This window comes from Shewanella sp. BJSY2023SW001 (genome assembly GCF_047314685.1).
In the GTDB taxonomy this organism is placed as follows: Bacteria; Pseudomonadota; Gammaproteobacteria; order Enterobacterales; family Shewanellaceae; genus Shewanella; species Shewanella indica.
In genome coordinates, this window is the sequence record NZ_JBKORF010000018.1 from 1 (window position 1) to 19,848 (window position 19,848).

General features: G+C 53.7%; 14 protein-coding genes and 8 tRNA genes. 2 read left to right on the forward strand and 20 right to left on the reverse strand.

Features of this window, described 5'->3' with window-relative positions:
- The 3 genes from ACMHXH_RS03810 to ACMHXH_RS03820 all read right to left on the reverse strand — a co-directional run bounded on the left by ACMHXH_RS03810 (nt 1) and on the right by ACMHXH_RS03820 (nt 4,893).
- Nucleotides 1-324 (reverse strand): hypothetical protein, encoded by a 324-nt coding sequence (locus ACMHXH_RS03810; protein WP_413737637.1) that lies wholly within the window; start codon nt 322-324, stop codon nt 1-3.
- A 146-nt stretch (nt 325-470) separates the two neighbouring features.
- Nucleotides 471-1,028 carry a hypothetical protein gene (locus ACMHXH_RS03815; RefSeq protein ID WP_335912917.1) on the reverse strand — a complete coding sequence of 186 codons (558 nt, stop codon included), beginning with the start codon at nt 1,026-1,028 and terminating at the stop codon, nt 471-473.
- 643 nt (nt 1,029-1,671) lie between these two features.
- A complete protein-coding gene (locus ACMHXH_RS03820; RefSeq protein ID WP_162207256.1) occupies nt 1,672-4,893 on the reverse strand; it encodes a S41 family peptidase in 3,222 nt (1,073 codons plus the stop codon).
- Between the two features lie 343 nt (nt 4,894-5,236).
- Between ACMHXH_RS03820 and ACMHXH_RS03825 the strand changes: the two genes are divergently transcribed.
- A complete protein-coding gene (locus ACMHXH_RS03825) occupies nt 5,237-6,025 on the forward strand; it encodes a phosphatase PAP2 family protein (protein ID WP_251767050.1) in 789 nt (262 codons plus the stop codon).
- Nucleotides 6,026-6,095: 70 nt separating this feature from the next.
- Here the strand turns inward: ACMHXH_RS03825 and ACMHXH_RS03830 are convergent, their stop codons facing one another.
- The gene (locus ACMHXH_RS03830; RefSeq protein WP_039033348.1) at nt 6,096-9,524 is read right to left on the reverse strand and encodes a PAS domain-containing hybrid sensor histidine kinase/response regulator; all 3,429 of its coding nucleotides are present in this window, start codon (nt 9,522-9,524) and stop codon (nt 6,096-6,098) included.
- A 327-nt stretch (nt 9,525-9,851) separates the two neighbouring features.
- On the opposite strand from ACMHXH_RS03830, the gene acs reads away from it, so the two are divergent.
- On the forward strand, nt 9,852-11,804 hold the full coding sequence (gene acs / locus ACMHXH_RS03835) for an acetate--CoA ligase (protein ID WP_039033349.1): 1,953 nt from the start codon (nt 9,852-9,854) through the stop codon (nt 11,802-11,804).
- 454 nt (nt 11,805-12,258) lie between these two features.
- On the opposite strand, the gene ACMHXH_RS03840 is transcribed toward acs, so the two are convergent.
- From ACMHXH_RS03840 to ybgC, 16 genes are all read right to left on the reverse strand, one after another.
- Complete coding sequence (locus tag ACMHXH_RS03840; RefSeq protein ID WP_039033350.1) at nt 12,259-13,428, reverse strand: DcaP family trimeric outer membrane transporter; 1,170 nt, start codon at nt 13,426-13,428, stop codon at nt 12,259-12,261.
- 218 nt (nt 13,429-13,646) lie between these two features.
- Nucleotides 13,647-13,722: transfer RNA gene (locus tag ACMHXH_RS03845), tRNA-Lys, on the reverse strand.
- Nucleotides 13,723-13,741: 19 nt separating this feature from the next.
- Nucleotides 13,742-13,817 (reverse strand) — tRNA-Lys (locus ACMHXH_RS03850).
- A 28-nt stretch (nt 13,818-13,845) separates the two neighbouring features.
- Nucleotides 13,846-13,921 (reverse strand) — tRNA-Lys (locus ACMHXH_RS03855).
- A 35-nt stretch (nt 13,922-13,956) separates the two neighbouring features.
- Nucleotides 13,957-14,032 (reverse strand) — tRNA-Lys (locus tag ACMHXH_RS03860).
- A 29-nt stretch (nt 14,033-14,061) separates the two neighbouring features.
- Nucleotides 14,062-14,137 (reverse strand) — tRNA-Lys (locus ACMHXH_RS03865).
- 36 nt (nt 14,138-14,173) lie between these two features.
- A tRNA-Lys gene (locus ACMHXH_RS03870) sits at nt 14,174-14,249 on the reverse strand.
- A 34-nt stretch (nt 14,250-14,283) separates the two neighbouring features.
- Nucleotides 14,284-14,359: transfer RNA gene (locus ACMHXH_RS03875), tRNA-Lys, on the reverse strand.
- A gap of 27 nt (nt 14,360-14,386) precedes the next feature.
- A tRNA-Lys gene (locus ACMHXH_RS03880) sits at nt 14,387-14,462 on the reverse strand.
- A gap of 137 nt (nt 14,463-14,599) precedes the next feature.
- Nucleotides 14,600-15,328, reverse strand: coding sequence for a tol-pal system protein YbgF (ybgF, locus tag ACMHXH_RS03885; protein ID WP_039033351.1), 729 nt, complete (start codon nt 15,326-15,328; stop codon nt 14,600-14,602).
- A gap of 26 nt (nt 15,329-15,354) precedes the next feature.
- Complete coding sequence (gene pal, locus ACMHXH_RS03890) at nt 15,355-15,894, reverse strand: peptidoglycan-associated lipoprotein Pal (RefSeq protein ID WP_039033352.1); 540 nt, start codon at nt 15,892-15,894, stop codon at nt 15,355-15,357.
- Nucleotides 15,895-15,918: 24 nt separating this feature from the next.
- Entirely contained in the window at nt 15,919-17,244 is a 1,326-nt protein-coding gene (gene tolB / locus ACMHXH_RS03895; RefSeq protein ID WP_039033353.1) for a Tol-Pal system beta propeller repeat protein TolB, read from the reverse strand.
- Nucleotides 17,245-17,253: 9 nt separating this feature from the next.
- Nucleotides 17,254-18,213: a cell envelope integrity protein TolA gene (gene tolA / locus ACMHXH_RS03900; protein WP_039033354.1), complete on the reverse strand. Its 960-nt coding sequence runs from the start codon at nt 18,211-18,213 to the stop codon at nt 17,254-17,256.
- Nucleotides 18,214-18,651: a protein TolR gene (gene tolR, locus ACMHXH_RS03905; protein WP_071475836.1), complete on the reverse strand. Its 438-nt coding sequence runs from the start codon at nt 18,649-18,651 to the stop codon at nt 18,214-18,216.
- Nucleotides 18,648-19,337: a protein TolQ gene (gene tolQ / locus ACMHXH_RS03910; RefSeq protein WP_025011953.1), complete on the reverse strand. Its 690-nt coding sequence runs from the start codon at nt 19,335-19,337 to the stop codon at nt 18,648-18,650. Before tolQ ends, tolR begins: the two co-directional genes overlap by 4 nt.
- Nucleotides 19,327-19,728 carry a tol-pal system-associated acyl-CoA thioesterase gene (gene ybgC / locus ACMHXH_RS03915; protein ID WP_071475837.1) on the reverse strand — a complete coding sequence of 134 codons (402 nt, stop codon included), beginning with the start codon at nt 19,726-19,728 and terminating at the stop codon, nt 19,327-19,329. Before ybgC ends, tolQ begins: the two co-directional genes overlap by 11 nt.
- Nucleotides 19,729-19,848: the final 120 nt, after the last annotated feature.

The window sequence follows — 19,848 nt, forward strand, 5'->3', positions numbered from 1 at the left end:
TCAATGGCGGCTTCCATGTCGAATGTAGGTTTGGTCATTTGAATATCCTTTTGGGTGTATATTACTCAAATGACACAGATTTATGAACACTACCTCAGTTTGAGAAAACTGGTTTTCTATAATGACGTTTTCAGCTGACCCAAGATCCTTAGCTAAGATATCAAGAGAAAAATTCCCGACACTTGCTTCTTCTTGAACTAGCTCAAGCTCCAAACCAACAGCGTTTCCCAGCTCTTCGATGTTTTCCGCTAGCCAAGGAGTAAAATCTTGCGCTTCATGTGCCCAGATATTTCGTAACGGCACTTTCTTCAACTCACCAAACATACTTAACTTCCTATTTTCTCCGAATGGCATATAACGCCCAATTAAGGGGTGAACAACGCCTCCACCCAACCTAACGTATTGTGCCATAAACACTAAATTTGAAGTAGAAGCAAAAATGCCAAGCGTTGTGAATCCCTCTTGAACTGTTAAGCTTCAGGCTCAGGCACCCACATGAATACATTTTGATGAACAAAAGACTTTAGTATACCAAGTGATTTTAATGCATCTGATTTAGCTAGTTCTTCAGCAGATTCAAATCGACCATCGATCATTTTTTTAGCCAATGAGCCATTTTTAAGCCCCGCTTTCGCATGAACATAGGGGTTGCGGATTTTCCGTAATACTTCTAATTGTTCAAAAAGCGTTCCATTGATAATTTCAGCGGCTTTTGCAGATTCGAGGATTATCTTAAATGAGGATTCAGCTATCGTACTCTGCCCTCTCATGATGAACTCACCGGACAATGAGTGCTCAATAAACGCTTGGCACAGTAATACGACTGCCATGTAATTACCATTAACGTAACTATTAGCCAATTCATGAAAAGCTAAGTGAGACTGTAAACCTCCGGTTAACAGCATATCTCCCTGTAGCGCAAACAGTTCATTTAGTTCGACAAATCTAACAATACGATCTGGTCTAGTTTGTTCTTCATCTTCGACAAAATCAGCGATACCCTGTCGTTTTATTTCTTCGTAGTCCACATTGTTCTCATTGAAGCTTAACAGCTGTATAGTGCGCATGCGCGTTTTAGTCATCGGATGAGTGTAAACGCGCATCGCTATCTCTTTGTATTAGTTAAATATAATAGAGTTTAGCCCGAATATCCCTTGCAGCAAAACGCGCATGCGCGGTTTCCAAACCTATTATCTACCAAAATGGTTTTATATCTTTATGAATTTTAAGTTATTTTTTGTGATGTTGCAGAAATAACGCGCAAAATCATCTCCAAACTTCTGGGTACTATCTTAATTCGATGAGCAAGCGTTCTACAAAAGCTGAGTAACCCTCATAGCTACCGCACGGGCGCGAATGTTGTTCGTCCCTGAATTCCGCTGAAAACAGAAAAATGCAACAGCTTCCGACCTTGAGTTTAAGTAAAGGCTAAAGATAAGCACCTGAATTAGTTACACAATACTCAGTACTGTTTGTTAAAACAATTAGTCATAGGTCAAGTTTTCGACAAAAGCCATAAAAGCCTGTCTTGGTTATTTTTTACAAAATAATTGGCTGAGTTTTGATAGTTTTCCAACAAAAAGCGCCGCTTGCCTGTAAGACTAAGGCAAGCGGCGCAAGTTATTGGGCTAGTTTCCCCTGAGCTATTTCATCAGAGCCATATCATCAAAGCTATTTCATCTGAGGCACCCGCACTGGATCGGCGGGCTGTGGCAGCTTCACAGGCGCGGCAGATTTCAGCTCATCCAAGGCAATGGCGATGGCCTTTTCCAGCTGAGGATCTATGCCTTTGGCTGTGTCTTTGGTCCACTGCTCGACTTCCACATCCGGGCCCACCCCTTCGTTCTCGACCCGCCACTGGCCGTCGATACTGAAGAAACCGCTGCGCGGCGCCGTGATATGGCCGCCATCCATCAGGGAAGGCACGCCCCAGATACCGACCAAGCCACCCCAGGTGCGTTTACCCACCAGCTTGCCCACTTGGTAATAGCGGAACATATAAGGGAGCATGTCGCCGCCCGAGCCGGAGACTTCGTTGATCAGCATCACCTTGGGCCCCCAGATACCGCTGCCCGGACTGGTCATGGGGTGATCGCCGGCCATCTGGTTATTGAAGTAGCCGTTACGCTCGCGGCGTAGCACATCTATGATGTACTCGGCAATGTAACCGCCGTGGTTGAAGCGCTCATCTATGATCACTCCCTGGCGCTGATTCTGGGCGAAGAAGTAACGGTTGAAATAGCTGAAGCCGTTCTCGCCTGTATCCGGAACCCAGACATAAGCCAATTTGCCGCCGGAAGCTTCATCCACCCGTTTGCGGTTATCCTCAACCCAGGCGTTACGTCTCAATGCCTGTTCGCTGGCCGTTGGCACCACAGTCACTTCGAAGGCTTTTTTGTCGCTGCCATCCGGACTGATGCTGAGACGGGTCTGTTTACCGAGAGTCCCCTGGAAGGCCTGATAGAAGTTGGCCTTGTTATCCAGCGGCTTGCCGTTGACTGCCAGCAGATACTGGCCCGCCTTGACCTGGGGATAGAGAGCCAGCGGCGCACTTCCTTGGTCCGCCGGATACCAGTTTTCGCCACGATAGATGCGGCTGAAGCGGTAGCCCTTGTCGGTCGCCTCAACATCGGCGCCGAGCAGGCCGGTGCGGTTGTCGGCAATTTCCGGCAGATCGCCATCATTGGTAAAGGAGTGGCCCACAGAGGTTTCGGCGCCCATGTTATCGAGCAGATAGGTCATGTCAGCACCGTGGCGCACATGGGCAACCAGTGGCTGGAACTCCTTGTATACCGCGTCCCAATCGGCACCGTGCAGATTACTGACATAGAAGTAATCGCGCTGGAAGCGCCAGGCTTCGCGGAAGATTTGCTGCCATTCGGCCTTGGGATCGATACGGGCCGTCAGCTTGACGTTAAGCGTCTTGGCATCGTCCCCCAAGGGCGCGGCGCCGGCAAATTGCTTCCAGTTGTCGCCGATTTTCACCAGCAGGCTCTCGCCGTCGTGGCTCAGGTGATACTCATCGACATCACCGGCCAGGGTATCGGCCTTACGTTCCTCAGTGCTGTACTTGCGAAGCTCTGTGGTTTCATCCAAGTCTTGCATATAGAACAGCTCACCTGGCTTACCGGCGCTCAGGCTGTGGATTTTACCGCTCTCACCCAGAGGCAGCACCCGCTGCGCTATACCGTTGAGATCGATTCGCACCGCAGGTGGCGCATCTGAGCCTTTGGCTTCCTCTTCAGTGCTGCCCTCTTCCTCGTCGCTTCTTGGCAGCATGGGCGCCTCGGTGCGGGTATTGAGCAGCATGGTGTAGAGGCCGTAAGTCGGGGTGAAGGCAACCGAGGTCATATCCAACCAGGCAGCATGAGGGCCATAATCGGTACTGGCGGCAAAATAGAGCTTGTCGCCGGCGCGGTCCCACACTGGGTAACGCACATCGGCCATGCCCTGGGTAATTCTGTTACTCTGATTATTGCGGCTATCGAACAGGTAGAGACTGCGGAAGAAGCTGTCATCCTGCTTGCTGTAGGCCAGATAACGGCTGTCAGGCGACCAACTGGGGGCCATTTCCCAGTCGGGATTCACTACCGGCTGGCTGTCGATAACCTGCGCCTTGCCCTTGGACAAGTCCGCCAGCCAGAGTTGCTGGCGCTGATCGCTGAACACCAGCTGTTTATCATCGGGCGACCAGATAAGTCCGCTATAGAAGCCCTTCTCAGCCAGTTTGATCTCTTGCTGCGGCTTGCCGAGTTGATCCGCTATCACCAGGCGATATTCGCCGCTCTTGTCGGAGAACCAGGCCAGCTGTTTGCCGCCGTTGGACCAGGCGGCGCCCACTTCGCGGCTGTCTGAACTTTCAGTAAGATTACGGGCATCACCGTGCTCCACGGGCACAGTAAATACATCGCCGCGGGCCACAAACAGGGCGCGCTTACCGGTAGGCGAAATGGCCGCCGACTCTATCTGCTTTTCAACCTCTTCAAAGCGTGGCCGCACCCAGGGGAAATCGGCATGCAGGCTGATGGCCAGTGCCTCTCCCTTGTCGTTGGCATTGGTATTAGCCAGCGATTTTTTCACCAGCTCGCCGCGGTATTCGTATACCAGAGTGTCGTTATCCAGGGTAAAACCTTTGACATCGGCATCCTGGTAATGGGTCACCTGCTCCGGCTCGCCGCCTTTGGCCGCTACCCGAAAGATATTAGTGACCTGAGAGCGGTTGGAGAGGAAATAGATATAGTCGCCGTGCCACTGGGGCTCGAGATCCTGGGTGTTGTCCCAGGGTAGATCTTTTTCCTCCAGGCTATCGAGCGAAATCAACCTGAGCGGCTGATTCTGGCCGCCGCGGTAGTTACGCCAGCCCGGATCCCAAAGACCGGCGCGGCGGTAAACCAACTGCTTGCCATCGGCAGAGAAACTGCCGTCAAAGGCGCGGTTCATGGGTAAAGGCTTGGGATTGCCGCCCTCGATGGACAGGGTAAACAGCTGCTGCCAGCCTCTTGGGGCATTGGCCCTGCCGGATCGCAACAATACCGATTTGCTGTCCGGGCTCCAGCCCACCAGTTGATCCACATCCGGGTGGAAGGTCAGGCGTTTGGGCTCGCCACCGGCAATCGGCAGCAGGTAGATATCCTGATTACCCTCATAGTCGCCGGTAAAAGCCACCCACTTGCCGTCGGGCGACAGCTTGGGTTGCATCTCCTGGCCCTGGAAGCTGGTGAGGCGCACCGCCTCGCCGCCCTTGAGCGACACTTTCCAGATATCCTTGGCGTAGGAAAACACCAGAGTATCACCGCGAAGATCCGGCTCCCGCAGGAGTTTGACCTCGGCAGCCAGCAAATTGGGGCTGCCGAGCGCAAGGGCCGTCAGCCAAAAGAGTTTATTGAGCTTCATTCCTGTTCCTTGTATTTGAATACCAGCAAACCAGTGGGGATCCCCCGCCAAAACCGCAACTTAACCAGCGCCATAGCAGAGCTACCCCTGTAACATAACCAGTGGCAAAAAAATACGCAAAAAAGGTTTTGTTTCAACTCATTGCAATACGCCATTCCGGGCAATTGAGACAAAAATCCCCGGCCTTAAGCAGACCTTAATCTGAGCCGGCCAGAATAATTCCTATCCACCAGCCGGGCCGTGAGTTCAACGCCATGAGTTCAACACCCGCTTTTCAGGCTTTTTATTTTACAGATCTCAGCTGCGACTCGGTTTAAACTCGCGCTATGTCACAGGAATCACAATGCCCATTGCAAGCCACCCGCTGAGTTTTCAACACTGGTTCAAACATCATCTATTGTTGCCGTTATCGGTAGGGCTTGGCCTGCTTATCTTGCTGCACATCACTAATGCCGACCTGCTGCTGGCACAGTGGATGTTGGCATTTGAGGGCACCGACACGGCCTGGCCCTGGCGCCATGCCTTTGTCGCAGACAAACTGCTGCACACAGGAGGACGGGATCTGGTGGTGCTGGCGGCAGTTGTGTTGCTGTCGAGCTTGGTATTGAGCAGTTTCAAAGCCTCAATGAAACGCTGGCGCCGGCCCTTGCTGATGTTGTTTACAAGCGCCCTGGCAACCGTACTTCTGGTACGTATCGGCAAGAGCATAACCAATGTTGCCTGCCCCTGGGATCTCAGTCTATTTGGAGGCCAAAAGCCTTATCTGCCCTTCCCCATGAGCCTGAGCGTTGACACTGAGTTGGGCCAGTGTTTCCCCGGCGGCCACTCGAGCGGCGCCTTTGCCTGGGTGGGACTTTATTATCTGGCATTGGTCTTGAAGCCAAAATGGCGCTTTAAGTTACTCGGCGCAGTATTGCTGATAGGCGCCGTGTTCAGTCTGTGTCAGGAGTTTCGCGGCGCCCACTTTTTATCGCACGATATCGCCAGCGCCCTTATCGGTTGGACCATGGCGACCTTGAGCTACGGTCTGGCTTACCGCCCCTGGCGAGCTGATGGATACTCAGGGGTTCCGGCGCAGACGCAGACGCAGGCACTGATACAGATACAGACACAAACAGAAGTCACCCACTAAAATACCGGGCCTGATTTATTGCCGATAAATCTGGTCCCGTTTCCAAAGGCTATTTCACTGAGCTTTTGAATTACGCCTTCTTCACCAGGCTGGAGATCAAGGCTCTGAGCGCCGCCGGTTTAATCATCTTGGCCATATAGTGGTAACCGCGGCGCTCGACATCCTCCACCAGATCCTTGCGGGTGTTGGCGGTGATCAAAATGCCGGGCAGATGTTGCCCATACAGCGCCCTGAGCTCATCCATGGCATCGACGCCGTTTTGGCCCTTATCCAGATGATAATCAGCCAGCATGATGTCCGGCGCCACCCCTTTGAGCCCCAGCTTGATCCTGGCATCACTCAGATCCCGGGCGCAGATCACCTCGCACTGCCAGCGGCTCAACAGGCTTTCGAGCCCGGCGAGGATAGCCTCTTCGTTGTCGATACACAGCACCTTGACCCCGGCGAGCGGCTGCAACACAGAAGAGATGGCCTTGGGCTGCGGCACGCTGACAGTGGCACCCAGCGGCACCCGAATGGCAAATACAGAGCCCTTGCCCTGCACCGAAGATACACGGATATCATGCTCCAGCACCTTGCTTATTCTGTCGGCTATCGCCAGCCCAAGCCCCAGGCCGTTGACGCTGTTGGAATGGGGGTTATCAAGGCGTTTAAATTCGTGAAATATCTCCCTAAGCTGCCCGGCTTCAATGCCGCAGCCGGTATCCAGCACCTGCACCTCAAGCTCACTACCGCGGCGGCGACAGCCCATCAGCACCCGCCCGCCCTTGGCATAGCGATAGGCGTTGGTGAGAAAGTTTTGCAGCACCCGCCGCAGCAGTGAAGGGTCTGAATTGACCGTCAGGCTGCAGGGCATCATGGCAAAATGGATCTGGCAGTCTTTGGCCATGGCCTCAAACTCCACCGCCAGGGTGTTGAGTACTTCGGAGATGGCAAAGTCGCGCCGTTTTACCTCCACCATGCCGGAATCCAGCTTGGAGATATCCAACAGATCGGTCAGCAGTTCACCGGCGGTTTTCAGTGAGCTGTTGACATGGGAGAGGGTCAGCCGCCCTTCCCTGTCAAGCCCGGGATACTGACTCAAAGAGGCGGTAAACAACCTGGCCGCGTTGAGGGGCTGCATTAAGTCATGCCCCACCGCCGCCAGGAAACGACTCTTGGAAGCGTTGGCCATCTCCTCCTGAGCCTTGGCTTCGAGCAGCTTGCTGTTGAGCAGCGCCAGCTCATAGGTGCGCTCCTTGACTCTGGCCTCCAGGGTTTCGTTGACTTGCTCCAACACCTGTTGCTGCTCGCGATATTGGGTAATGTCGGTAAAGGTCATCACAAAGCCGCCGTCCGGCATGGGATTGCCCTGAATCTTGATCACCTTGCCATCGCGCCTGCGCCGCTCTGAGCTATGGGCGGTGCCGTTGCGCATATGCTGTACCCGGCGCTCGACATGCTCGTCCACATCCCCCGGGCCGCAGTAGCCGCGGGCGGCATTGAAACGTATCACCTCGCTGATGGGCATGCCCGGTTGCAGGAAATCCTCCGGATAGTCGTAAAGCTCTACATAGCGGTAGTTCCAAGCCACCAGGTTGAGATCTTTGTCGACCACACTCATGCCCTCGTAGGCGTGTTCTATGGCGGCGCGCAGCATGTCCTGACTGAGAATAATCTTCGACGAGGCCTCATCCACCAGGCTGAAGACTTCATCGAGGGCCAGATCCCGCCCCTGCAACACTGAGTCCATCACCAAAGAAGCGCTGGAAGCCCCCAGTACCCCGGCCAGCATGTGCTCGGTATGGGCAATAAGCTCGGCCGGTGCCGTCTTGTGCCAGCTATCGCTGCGCACCGCATCGGCAGAAAAGCGCGAGAAACTCTCATAGGCCCGGGTCGGGCTGACAAAGCGACTGGCCAGGATCAGCAAGTCCTGCTGACTAATGGGGCCCGTCTTGCGATTACCTGTGTTTTTGAGTTCACCCGGGGTGACAAAGGCGCTGGCCTGAATACGCTCCACCAAGCCGGCGCGCAGCCAGATAGAGCCGCCGATATAGCCAATCAGGTTGGCACCGAGTGCAAGCAGGGTATCGTTGACATTGGGCTTAAGCGCCTTTAACAGTTCAAACTGACCTGCCAGCACGCCTTCCCAGGCGCCAGAGCCCTTGAGCAGCAAAAAGCCCCACAGACCAAAGCCCGCCGCCATACCGAGAAACACCCCGGCGCGATTGCCGTGTTTCCAGTAGAGGCCGCCCACCAAGGCCGGTGCCAACTGGGCAAAGGCGCCGAAAGACAGCATGCCCAGGTTGGACAGAGAATCACTGCTGTCAAAACTCAGGTAACTGAAATACCCGAAAGCCAGGATCAGCGCGATGGAGAGACGTCTGGCATAGAGCAGTTGCTGGGAAAACTGGCTGAAGTTCTTACGACGGATCTGCCCGGTACGCAAGAGTACTGGCACCAGCCACTCGTTACTAATCATCACGCTGATGGTCACCACTGCCACTATCACCATGCCAGTGGCGGCCGAGAGGGTTCCCAGCAGCGCCACTATCGCCAGCCAAGGTGCGTCCAGCGCCAGCGGCAGATTGATCACATAAGTATCGGCAGAGACACTGTCGCCGAGCAGCACCTTGCCCGCCAGTGCCAGCGGCCCGACAAACAAACCGAACAGGCCAATATAAAGCGGGAACAACCAGCGCGCCTTGGACAGAGTCTGCTCGCCTTCGGCCTCTACCACCATGACGTGGAACTGCCGCGGCATACAGAGAAAAGCCGCCATGCCGACTATCAGCTCGGGCATCAGCGCTTCGAGCCTTAGATTGGGATTGACTATTACGCCCTTGGCGCTGGCCTGGCTCCAGAGGTCGCCAAAGCCGCCGAATACCCCGAAGACCACTATACCGCCCACTAATACAAAGGCGGCCAGTTTAACCAAAGATTCAAAGGCGATGGCCAGCATCATCCCCGGATTATGCTCGGTGGCATCCAGTTTGCGGGTGCCGAAAAGGATGGCGAAGATGGCCAGCAGCACAGCAATGATAAGCGCGACTTTGGCACCATCGAGCGGATCATCCGGGCTTTGGAACAGGCTTAGACTGAACACCATGGCTTTCAGCTGCAGCGCGATATAGGGCATGATGCCGAACAGGGCGATGAGCGTGATGATCACCGCCAGCGGCTGCGACTTGCCGTAGCGGGCGGCGATAAAGTCAGCCACCGAGGTGATATTTTGCGCCTTGGACACCACCACCATTTTGCGCAACATGCCAAAGCCCAGGGTAAAGATGATGATGGGGCCAATAAAGATATGCAAATAGGACCAAAAGTCATTGGCCGACTGGCCAACCGTGCCGAGAAAGCTCCAGGAAGAGCAATACACTGCCAGACTGAGGGCGTAGATCCATTTCTGTAACCTGCGGGTGACACCACTGAACCAGCGCTCCGCGCCCCAGGCAAGCAGGAACAGCAAGCAGACATAACAGACGGCGATCACCGCCACAAAAAGGGTCAAATTCATAGGGTTCTCTTTATTGTCGCCGTATCCTTCGGCGACTGTTGTTATCCCGGCTAGATTACACCAGCCAAGGGGTTTGATGAACCTCTGCGGCGTTCTGCATCTTATTGGGCGCCCATTGGGGGCAAAAAACCTTTATTGGATGCCAATCTAAACCCGCGCAAACCTTAAAAAACCACGCTGGCTCAAGCACTTCAAGCTGTGCGTTTTAAACGCAATAACCGATTAATAAATAACATTTTTTCATCACTAGACCAATGTCTAATAGAGACAGCACAGCCAAGCAACCCATACTTTGGCTCACGTATGATAAAAACAAGGGGAAGCCCAATGAGTACTCAGTCTCTTTATAAAGTGCCCGCAGCGATTGCGGCCAATGCACTGGTAAATGATGAAAAATATAAGAAAATGTACCAGGAGTCCGTGGTTAACCCCGAAGGTTTCTGGCGAGAACATGGCAAGCGTATTGACTGGATCAAGCCCTATACCAAGGTCAAGAAAACCTCATTTGACGATCACAATTTGTCGATCAACTGGTTCTACGACGGCACGCTGAATGCCTCGGCCAACTGCCTCGACCGCCATCTGGAGAAACTGGGCGATCAGACCGCCATCATCTGGGAAGGCGATGATGCCAAAGATCAACGCACCCTGAGCTACAGCCAGCTGCACACAGAAGTGTGCAAATTTGCCAACGCCCTCAAGAGCCAGGGCGTGCGCCGCGGCGACGTGGTGACCATGTATATGCCCATGGTGCCGGAAGCCGCCATCGCCATGCTGGCCTGTGCCCGCATCGGCGCCGTACATTCCGTGGTATTCGGTGGTTTTTCCCCGGATTCCATCGCCTCACGCATCATAGATGGCCGCTCCAAAGTCATTTTGACCGCAGACGAAGGCCTGCGCGGCGGCAGGGCTATTCCGCTCAAGCGCAATATCGACGAGGCGCTCTCCCATGCGGATGTCACCACGGTTGAGAAGGTGATAGTGCTTAAACGCACCGGCAATGATATCAACTGGGTCGAAGGCCGTGATGTCTGGTGGGAATCACTGACCGAAACCGCTTCCGAACATTGCGAAGTGGAAGAGATGGGCGCCGAGGATCCCCTATTCCTGCTCTACACCTCAGGCTCCACCGGTAACCCCAAGGGTGTGCTGCACACCACAGGCGGCTACATGGTGTACGCCTCCATGACCCACGAATATGTGTTCGACTACAAGCAAGGCGAAGTCTACTGGTGCACCGCAGATGTGGGCTGGATCACCGGCCACAGCTATATGATTTACGGCCCGCTGGCCAATGGCGCCACAGTGCTTATTCACGAAGGTGTGCCCAACTACCCAAGCCCAGCCCGCCTGGGCGAGATGATTGACCGCCACCAGGTCAACATACTCTACACGGCTCCTACGCTTATTCGCGCCCTGATGGCCGAAGGCAAGGAGCAGTTTGACCAGTTTAACGGCAGCTCGCTGCGGATCATGGGCTCTGTAGGCGAACCCATCAACCCTGAGGCCTGGCGCTGGTACCACGAGGTCATAGGTCATGAGCAGTGTCCGATTGTTGATACCTGGTGGCAAACCGAAACCGGTGGCATTCTTATCAGCCCGCTGCCCGGCGCCACTGATACCAAACCTGGCTCGGCCACCCGCCCCTTCTTTGGGGTACAGCCAGCACTGGTAGACAACATGGGCAATATTCTGGAAGGCGCTACCGAGGGCAACCTGGTGATGCTGGATTCCTGGCCGGGGCAGATGCGCACAATTTACGGTGACCATGAACGCTTTGCCCTGACCTACTTCAAAACCTTCCGCGGCATGTATTTTACCGGTGACGGTGCCCGCCGTGATGAAGATGGCTACTACTGGATCACCGGCCGGGTCGATGATGTGATTAACGTCTCCGGTCACCGTCTGGGTACCGCCGAGATTGAAAGCGCACTGGTGGCGCACGATCTGGTGGCCGAGGCCGCCGTTGTGGGTTATCCCCATGACATCAAGGGCCAGGGGATCTACGCCTATGTCACACTGACCAAGGGCATAGAAGCTACTGAAGAGCTGAGACAGCAACTGAGACAATGGGTACGCAAAGAGATTGGCGCCCTGGCGACCCCGGATCTTATCCAGTTTGCCGGCGGCCTGCCCAAGACCCGCTCCGGCAAGATCATGCGCCGCTTTCTGCGTAAGATTGCCGCCAACGAGATTACCAACCTTGGAGATGCATCAACTCTGGCCGACCCAGCCGTGATTGATACTCTGATTGAGTCGCGGCTCAACCGTACAGAGTAAAAGCGTACTTCCTCCTCATTGCCCCTCCTTGAGGGGCATTTTTTTACTTTCAGCTTGGATCCCCCAAGGGCGGCTTAAACGGTTCAGCTATGTAAGCCGCTCATACATTTCAATTATCTCTCCAGTTCCCTCAAAGCGCTAACACGTGAAGAATAACTTTTCACATGTTATCAATGGCATGAATAGCGAATTAGTGTTTGGCAAGCCAGACGCAACAATCAGCAACGAAACCGGTCATAGCCCGTTTATGCCGTTGATGGCCCCCGAGGACGGGATTTGGCAATAAAGGAAAACCATGTCATTTATTACAGCTCCTAAACCTTTGAGGCAGATTTCGCCATTGCCGGGATATTTAGGGCCAGAGTTAAAAAGCAAGCCACCCTGAGGTGGCTTGGCTAAGAGTATAAATAGGGAGTTATAAATAGGGCGTCACAGCTCCCGGTCGCAACAAAGGTTAGAGCACGTATTTGGCTGAGAAGGTGACCCGGTTAAGCTCACCATCTGTGCCGTTTTCCCGCTCGTTCTTGGCATACATATACTCTACCCCAAAGGTCAGAGCCTTCACCGGCGAGTAAAGCAGGTTGATATAACCTGAATAGGATTCTTTGTTGGCGCTGCCTCCGGTCAGAGACACATCATTATCGGCGCTGAAAGCGGACAAGGTAAAGCTTGAGCGCCACTGCTCGTTCCACCAGTGACGATAAGACACAAAACCTGAGTAGGATTCTATCGCCTGCAGATCGTTGTTGTTGTCCAGTACCGCGCCATTGGCAAAGTTGAGCGCCACATAGCGACCCAGGCCTTCGCCATAGGTGGCGGTGAAACGGATATCATCACGGCCCACAGGAATGATCCCGGCCACGCTGGCGCCATAGCCGAGCTCAGTGCTGTCTATGTCCTGATTAGCGATACGGGTCTCAAGCTCAAGTTGCCTCAGCATCCCCATTACAGAGAAACTGGCGCCACCTGAGGTCTTAAAGTTATAACGGGCGATAAGATCCGGCATTACCCCATTGCCACTGGTGATCCGGCTGCCACCGCCATAGGGAGTAATAGTGGTTTCCGGGTTTTCAATGGCGATTTGAAAGCCACCATTGCTGTATCTCAGCTGCGCCTGACGGGCAAAGGGCGTACCTTCGGTGGCGCCGACAAAGTCGAGGTTTTCCGGCAGTGCCCCCGGGTTCATAAAGGTGGTCCAGGTCTGGCCTATGGTCCAGTTGTCATAGCTGATAAAGGCATGACGAATCCGCGGTGAATAGCTGTTGGATACCCGCTCATCACCATCGGTATGAGTCATAAAGTCCAGCTCAATAAAGCCGGTGAGCGTATGGCCGTCAAGATCTGTTACCGTCTTGAAGTTAAAACGGGTTTCCCGTGCCTGGAAGTCGGTCACCTGCTTGCCGTTGCCATCTACCCCATAGATGGCGCCTGGCACGTAAAACTGGCGTGAGACGTTGTTGGAGTCGGGCGCGCCATTACTGTAATCGCTGAACATGATATCGGCCTTGAGATAACCGCCAAACTGCATATCAGTCTTGTCCAATACCGATGCCTGAGCCGTCCCCAAACCGCCCAGTACCAAAAGGGTTGCTGCACACACCCCGGTGAGTCTTGCTTGTTTCATCTTGGATTGTCTCCTTGTTGTTATGCCAATCCACCCGGCAAAACGCACAACAGCCGAGACAGATTGAGCTAGCAAGAAGCACTATCCGATGTTTAACAGAATTGAAACATTGGCAATAGGTCTATAAGACAAAAGTAGAAAAGTGTTAGCTAAATTAGCTTGATTATTTTTGTGGTTTGGGAATAACAGACTTAATATTTTGCAGAAGGAATTCTGAATGGTGGGTCGTGAAGGATTCGAACCTTCGACCAATTGGTTAAAAGCCAACTGCTCTACCGACTGAGCTAACGACCCATACAGATGGAGCATTCAGTGGTGGGTCGTGAAGGATTCGAACCTTCGACCAATTGGTTAAAAGCCAACTGCTCTACCGACTGAGCTAACGACCCACTGAATGTTGTGGTCTATCTTTCCTGATGGTGGGTCGTGAAGGATTCGAACCTTCGACCAATTGGTTAAAAGCCAACTGCTCTACCGACTGAGCTAACGACCCGCAGGAAGATCTACCTTTTGCAGTACGCTGAGAAATGGTGGGTCGTGAAGGATTCGAACCTTCGACCAATTGGTTAAAAGCCAACTGCTCTACCGACTGAGCTAACGACCCATCTGGGTGTCACCCTATTCTCAGGCAAATGGTGGGTCGTGAAGGATTCGAACCTTCGACCAATTGGTTAAAAGCCAACTGCTCTACCGACTGAGCTAACGACCCACGGATATACTGCCAGATTGTTGATTTAAATTGCGATGGTGGGTCGTGAAGGATTCGAACCTTCGACCAATTGGTTAAAAGCCAACTGCTCTACCGACTGAGCTAACGACCCGACATAACTGCCGAGGCAGACCGCAATAAATCAGTGGTGGGTCGTGAAGGATTCGAACCTTCGACCAATTGGTTAAAAGCCAACTGCTCTACCGACTGAGCTAACGACCCACTAAAAAGGTTTACGAAACATGAATTTGGTGGGTCGTGAAGGATTCGAACCTTCGACCAATTGGTTAAAAGCCAACTGCTCTACCGACTGAGCTAACGACCCATTCAAGTTTCGCCTCAGCAGGCCATGCCGTGCTGAGGGCGCCTATAATACCGCTTTGTGATTCTCATGCAAGTGTAAATTCCCGATTTTTTGTTGTTTGCATGAAAAACAAACTGGGCGGATGTTTTTTAGTTAAATCATGGTTTAATTGCCGCCAATTGCTGCTGTGCAATCCTTGCTGCAGCGCTGTTTGCGTACTGTTTCACCACTTGCTGATAGTAGTTCTTCGCCGCCGTTTTATCACCGGTTTTTTCGGCAATCAGCCCAAGTTTAACCAGACTGTCGGCCCGCTTACCCGATTCTTTGAAGTTATCGACCACATTGGCAAACGCAGTTTTGGCTTCGGCAAATTCATTCTTATTATAGAGCAGTTGCCCGAGCCAATAGTTGGCGTTATCGGCAAAGCCCGAATTGGGATACTGCTTGATAAAGTCACGAAATGCCGGAATTGCAGCGTCGTACTGACGCTCTTTCAGTACCAGGTCGACCGCCCTTTGATAACTGTCGGTCTCGGACAAAGACGAACTGGCCACCAGATTGGATGAGGTTTGACTGACGGCGGGCGCCGCCGGCTTGCTCTGCAGGTTGGCGATTTCGTCATAGAGCTGGCGCTGACGCTGCAGCATCTGGTTGATCTGATAGTTCTGTTGTTCGGTCAGGCCTCTGAGTTCCAGCACCTCTTGCTGCAGGGTATCCATTCTGCGCATGGTCTCAAACTCGGCTTGCTGACGGGCTTTGATGATCCGCTCAAGGCGGGCGATGCGATCCTCACTGGAACCGCCACCAATGTCTTCAACGGGCGCTGGGGCCGCATAAGCGACCCCAGTTCCCAGAAGCATGGCCGTGATAATAACGGCTTTCTTCATTCTTCAATATCCCTCTAATGCCGGGATCAGTACACCAGCACAGCGCGACGGTTCTTGGCAAACCCTTCGTCTGTGTGGCTCATATCCAACGGCTTCTCTTCACCATAGCTGACAATGCTCATCTGGCTTGGCAGTACGCCCATACCCTGCAGGTACTTGGCTACCGCCTTAGCGCGGCGCTCACCCAGAGCTATGTTGTACTCAGGCGTACCGCGCTCGTCGGCGTGGCCTTCGATCAACACGCGTACGTTAGGGTGTTCAACCAGATAAGTGCCGTGGGCTTCCAGAATTTCAGCAAATTCTGTCTGCACTTCACTGCGGTCAAAATCAAAGTAGATGACGTGTTCTTTACGCAGTTCCTGGAACTTGAGGCGCTGCTGTTCTTCAGGGCTCAGCACCGGATTGGCACCCCCGATTTCCACACCGCCGGCACCACTACCGTACTCACTGCCGGAAGTTGTCGAACCGCTGGCGTCCGTTTCTGATTCTGAAGTTGAGCTACAGGCACCCAGAGCCAGTAATGGCACAGCGATTGCGATTGCCTTAAACAACTTGTTGAGATCCATCATGTTATCCTTCTGAAATATAAGTTATAGAAACGGTGACCAAGCGGGTGATTTCACCTCACCCTGCCCCACAGGCAACCGCGCCTTGAAGCGGCCATCGACAGATACCGCTGCCAGCACCTGCTTGCCGTTATAGGTGGTGCCATAAATCACCATGGTGCCGTTAGGGGCAACACTGGGTGATTCATCGAGCCGGGTTGAGGTCAACACCTGCATAAAACGCGTCTGCAGATCCATACGGGCAATATTGTATTTGCCGTTGGTTCTGTTGACGAAAATCATACTGCGGCCATCAGGGGTCACAGTTCCCCCCAGGTTCCACTCGCCTTCGAATGTCAGGCGGGTCACCTTGCCTGAGGCCAACTCTACCTGATATAGCTGGGGCCTGCCACCCCGCTCGGAAGTGAACAGCAGCGACTTACCATCGGGGAACCAAGTGGCTTCAGTATCAATGGCATAGTGGTTGGTGATCCGCTTGAGCGCGCCTGTGGCAATCTCTACTACATAGACCTCAGGTTGACCGTCGCGGGACAGAGTCAGCGCCAGCTTAGTCCCATCGGGCGAAAAGCTTGGCGAGCCGTTGATACCGGGAAAACTGGTAACCTTGGTGCGGCTCTGACTGTAGATATCCTGGACAAACACTTCGGCCTTTTTGTTTTCGAAACTGACATAGGCCAGCTTACGCCCGTCCGGAGACCAGGCCGGAGACATCAAAGGCTCAGGCGAGCGCAGCAGCATCTGTTCGTTGTAGCCATCGTAGTCGGCAATCATCAGGCGGTAAGGGTTTTTCTCCTGGTGATTGACCACCACATAGGCGATACGAGTCAGGAAGGCACCGCGGATCCCGGTCAGTTTCTCATAAACTATGTCACTGATCCTGTGAGCATACTGGCGAAATTGCGCTTCGCTGATAACGGTTTCGCGGCTATCCAGCAAGAGTTCGCTGCGGGACTGAGGGCCACCGGACTGCATCTGTGCCTTGACCAAGTCCACCAGGTCAAAGCTCACCAGATACTTACCGGCGCCATAGGGTTTCACATAGCCCATCACCACGGCTTCGGCAGAAACATTCTTCCAGGCGGCGGCATTGAACTCGTCCATCTTGCTGATGGCACGCTGACCCAGTGACAATTCATCCAATGGCTTGAAAGTACCGCTGCGGGTCAAATCGGACATCACTACATCCGAAATCGACTCTGGGGCCGGCCCGGCGCCCTGCCAAACAAATGGCACCACGGCAATGGGACGCGCGGCGTCCACCCCTTCGGTGATCACTATATCCAGTGCCGCCTTGGCCGGCAGCACCAGCACGGCCAGCAAACAGATAAGACTCTTGGCAATTCGTTTCATGGGGCTCCCTTAGTTGAATTCCGGTCTAACTTCTAAATTAATCTCTTTCATCAGCTGATACACATCGGGCTCCTGGGAAACCGGCAAACGCCCGGCTTTATTGATGGCGGCCTTGGCGGCGCGACATACCACAGGATCCCCTTCGATGATCTGGCTGTTGGTAACAAAGCCATCTTTGGCCAGACGCACCTTGACCTTACAGACTCTGCCGCGCATCGACTCGTCCACTACCAGATTGCGCTGAATAGTGGCGGTGATCATCGCTCGATAACGGTCGACTTCACTCATAACCTGACGATTGCGAGTCGCCGACAAGGCGGCTTGCTCGGCGGCCAGCGCATCGGCCAACTCCTGCTCCTGACGGCGACGGGCCTCTTCCTCGGCCTTGCGTTTACGCTCGGCTTCTTCTTTGGCCTTACGTTCAGCTTCTTTGCGTTTGCGCTCCTCTTCCGCTTTTTTGGCGGCTGCTTCTTCAGCCTTGCGTTTCTGCTCTGCCTTAAGAGCGGCCTCTTCGGCTTCCTTACGCTGCTGCTCCTTGGCCTTACGCTCGGCCTCGGCTTTCTGGGCCTTTTCTTTCTCCTGCTGCTCTTTCAGCTTGGCAACTTTGGCAGCGTCGGCAGCTTTCTGGGTCTCCAGTTCTTTTTGCTTGCGCTCGGCTTCCAGTTTGCGGATCCGTTCCTGCTCCTGCTCGCGGGCCTTTTTGGCCTCATTGGCCTGGCGATCCAGTTCCTGCTGCCGTTCGCGCTCGCGGCGCTCGGCGTCGGCCTTGTCCTGTTTCAGCTTCTGGACATAGTCATCCACTTTCTGCTGATCGACCACCACGGCCTGCACAGGCGCAGACTGGGCCTGTGGTGTCGGCAATTTGGGTTTGTCCTGAAAGTCCACGCCCATGGCCAGAATCGCAATAACCCCAATATGCAGCACAGCTGAGATGATAAAGGGGACAGTAAAATCAGATTTCCCAGCCACTTACTTCTCCTCTGGCGAATCTGTCATCAAACCGACCGAAGGCACGCCGGCATGTTGCAGCGACACCATCAGTTGGATTACCCGTTCGTAGGGAATAGCGCGATCGCCCTTGACCACCACGGGGCGATCCGGCTCCATCTTAATGATGGCGCTGACCCGGGTGCTGATCTCTTCCAGATCCAGCACCTCATTATTGGGTGAGCCACCCAAGTCGAGAAAATACTCACCCTCGGCATTGATAGAGGCCACCACTGGCGGCTTGCTGTCGGCGGGCAGCGGTTCGGCCTCACCCTGAGGCAAGTCCACCTTCACCCCTTGAGTCACAATCGGCGCCGTCACCATAAAGATGATCAACAGCACCAACATCACGTCGATATAGGGCACCACATTGATTTCAGCGACGGGGCGACGCCGCTTGCGCTGATATCCCTGCATCATACGGCTTCCTTATCGCTGTATGCCTGACGGTGCAATATGCCGGAGAACTCTTCCATAAAGTTGGCGTAGGAAGACTCGACCTTTTCCACCTGAGTAGAGAATCTGTTGTAGGCGATAACCGCAGGAATGGCGGCGAACAGGCCCATGGCGGTAGCAATAAGCGCTTCGGCAATACCCGGTGCCACCATGGCCAGAGTGGCATTTTCCACCGCGCCCAAGGCGATAAAGGAGTTCATGATCCCCCAAACTGTACCAAACAGGCCGATATAGGGACTGGTAGAGCCTATGGTTGCCAAGAGTGGCAGATGAGTTTCCAGCTTATCCAACTCTTTGGAGAGAGAGATCCGCATGGCGCGGTAGCTGCCATCCATAATGGCTTCTGGCACCCGGCCGTTCAGTTTCGACAGGCGGGCGTATTCCTTGAAGCCGGATACAAACATGGACTCAAGCCCTGAGTTGCTTTCCTGGCGGGCCGACAGCTCCTGGTACAAACGATTGAGATCCACACCGGACCAAAACTTCTCTTCGAAGCGTTCGGCATTTTGCCTGGCCGCTTTCAGGAGTTTGCGCCTCTGGATAATCACAGCCCAGGACGCGATAGACAGAGACAATAAGGTGAGCATCACCAGTTTTACCAACAAACTGGCCTGCATGAACAATCCAATAAACGAAATCTCAGCTTCCACCTTTTTTAAACTCCTGCAATATGTGTTGGGGAATGGCCAGTGGCCGCATGCGCTCGAGTGAAATACAGGCAACCAGAATGCTGGCCGCGCAATAACACTCACCCTCGGCATCTACCAGGCGCTGTTCAAACACCAAAGATGCCCGCTTCACTTCTGAGACACGGGTTTCCACCCAAAGGTTCTGCTCAAATCGCGCCGCCTTGCAGAAATCCAGCTCGGCGCGGCGTACCACAAAGGCGATATCCTGCTGCAACAGAGCGGTTTGGCTCACCGACATAGATCTGAGCCACTCACTTCGGGCTCTTTCAAAAAATTTCAAATAGTTGGAATGGTAAACCACCCCACCCGCGTCTGTGTCTTCATAATAGACAGTGATAGGCCAACGAAACATGCTTTCACTTGCTTTTAATGCGCCAAAAGTGAGGCCTACTATACCTTATCCACAATCCGCTTGTGAATGGCGGAAAAAGCAAAGGGGCCCGCAGGCCCCAGTTTATTTTTTCAAGGCTTA

Excerpts from the sequence above, each read along its gene's own strand:
- pal (WP_039033352.1), bottom strand. The coding sequence starts at position 15,894 with ATGGATCTCAACAAGTTGTTTAAGGCAATCGCAATCGCTGTGCCATTA.
- acs (WP_039033349.1), top strand. The coding sequence starts at position 9,852 with ATGAGTACTCAGTCTCTTTATAAAGTGCCCGCAGCGATTGCGGCCAAT.
- ACMHXH_RS03840 (WP_039033350.1), bottom strand. The coding sequence starts at position 13,428 with ATGAAACAAGCAAGACTCACCGGGGTGTGTGCAGCAACCCTTTTGGTA.
- ACMHXH_RS03810 (WP_413737637.1), bottom strand. The coding sequence starts at position 324 with ATGTTTGGTGAGTTGAAGAAAGTGCCGTTACGAAATATCTGGGCACAT.
- tolR (WP_071475836.1), bottom strand. The coding sequence starts at position 18,651 with ATGATGCAGGGATATCAGCGCAAGCGGCGTCGCCCCGTCGCTGAAATC.
- ACMHXH_RS03820 (WP_162207256.1), bottom strand. The coding sequence starts at position 4,893 with ATGAAGCTCAATAAACTCTTTTGGCTGACGGCCCTTGCGCTCGGCAGC.
- ACMHXH_RS03830 (WP_039033348.1), bottom strand. The coding sequence starts at position 9,524 with ATGAATTTGACCCTTTTTGTGGCGGTGATCGCCGTCTGTTATGTCTGC.
- ybgF (WP_039033351.1), bottom strand. The coding sequence starts at position 15,328 with ATGAAGAAAGCCGTTATTATCACGGCCATGCTTCTGGGAACTGGGGTC.
- tolB (WP_039033353.1), bottom strand. The coding sequence starts at position 17,244 with ATGAAACGAATTGCCAAGAGTCTTATCTGTTTGCTGGCCGTGCTGGTG.
- ACMHXH_RS03825 (WP_251767050.1), top strand. The coding sequence starts at position 5,237 with ATGCCCATTGCAAGCCACCCGCTGAGTTTTCAACACTGGTTCAAACAT.
- ybgC (WP_071475837.1), bottom strand. The coding sequence starts at position 19,728 with ATGTTTCGTTGGCCTATCACTGTCTATTATGAAGACACAGACGCGGGT.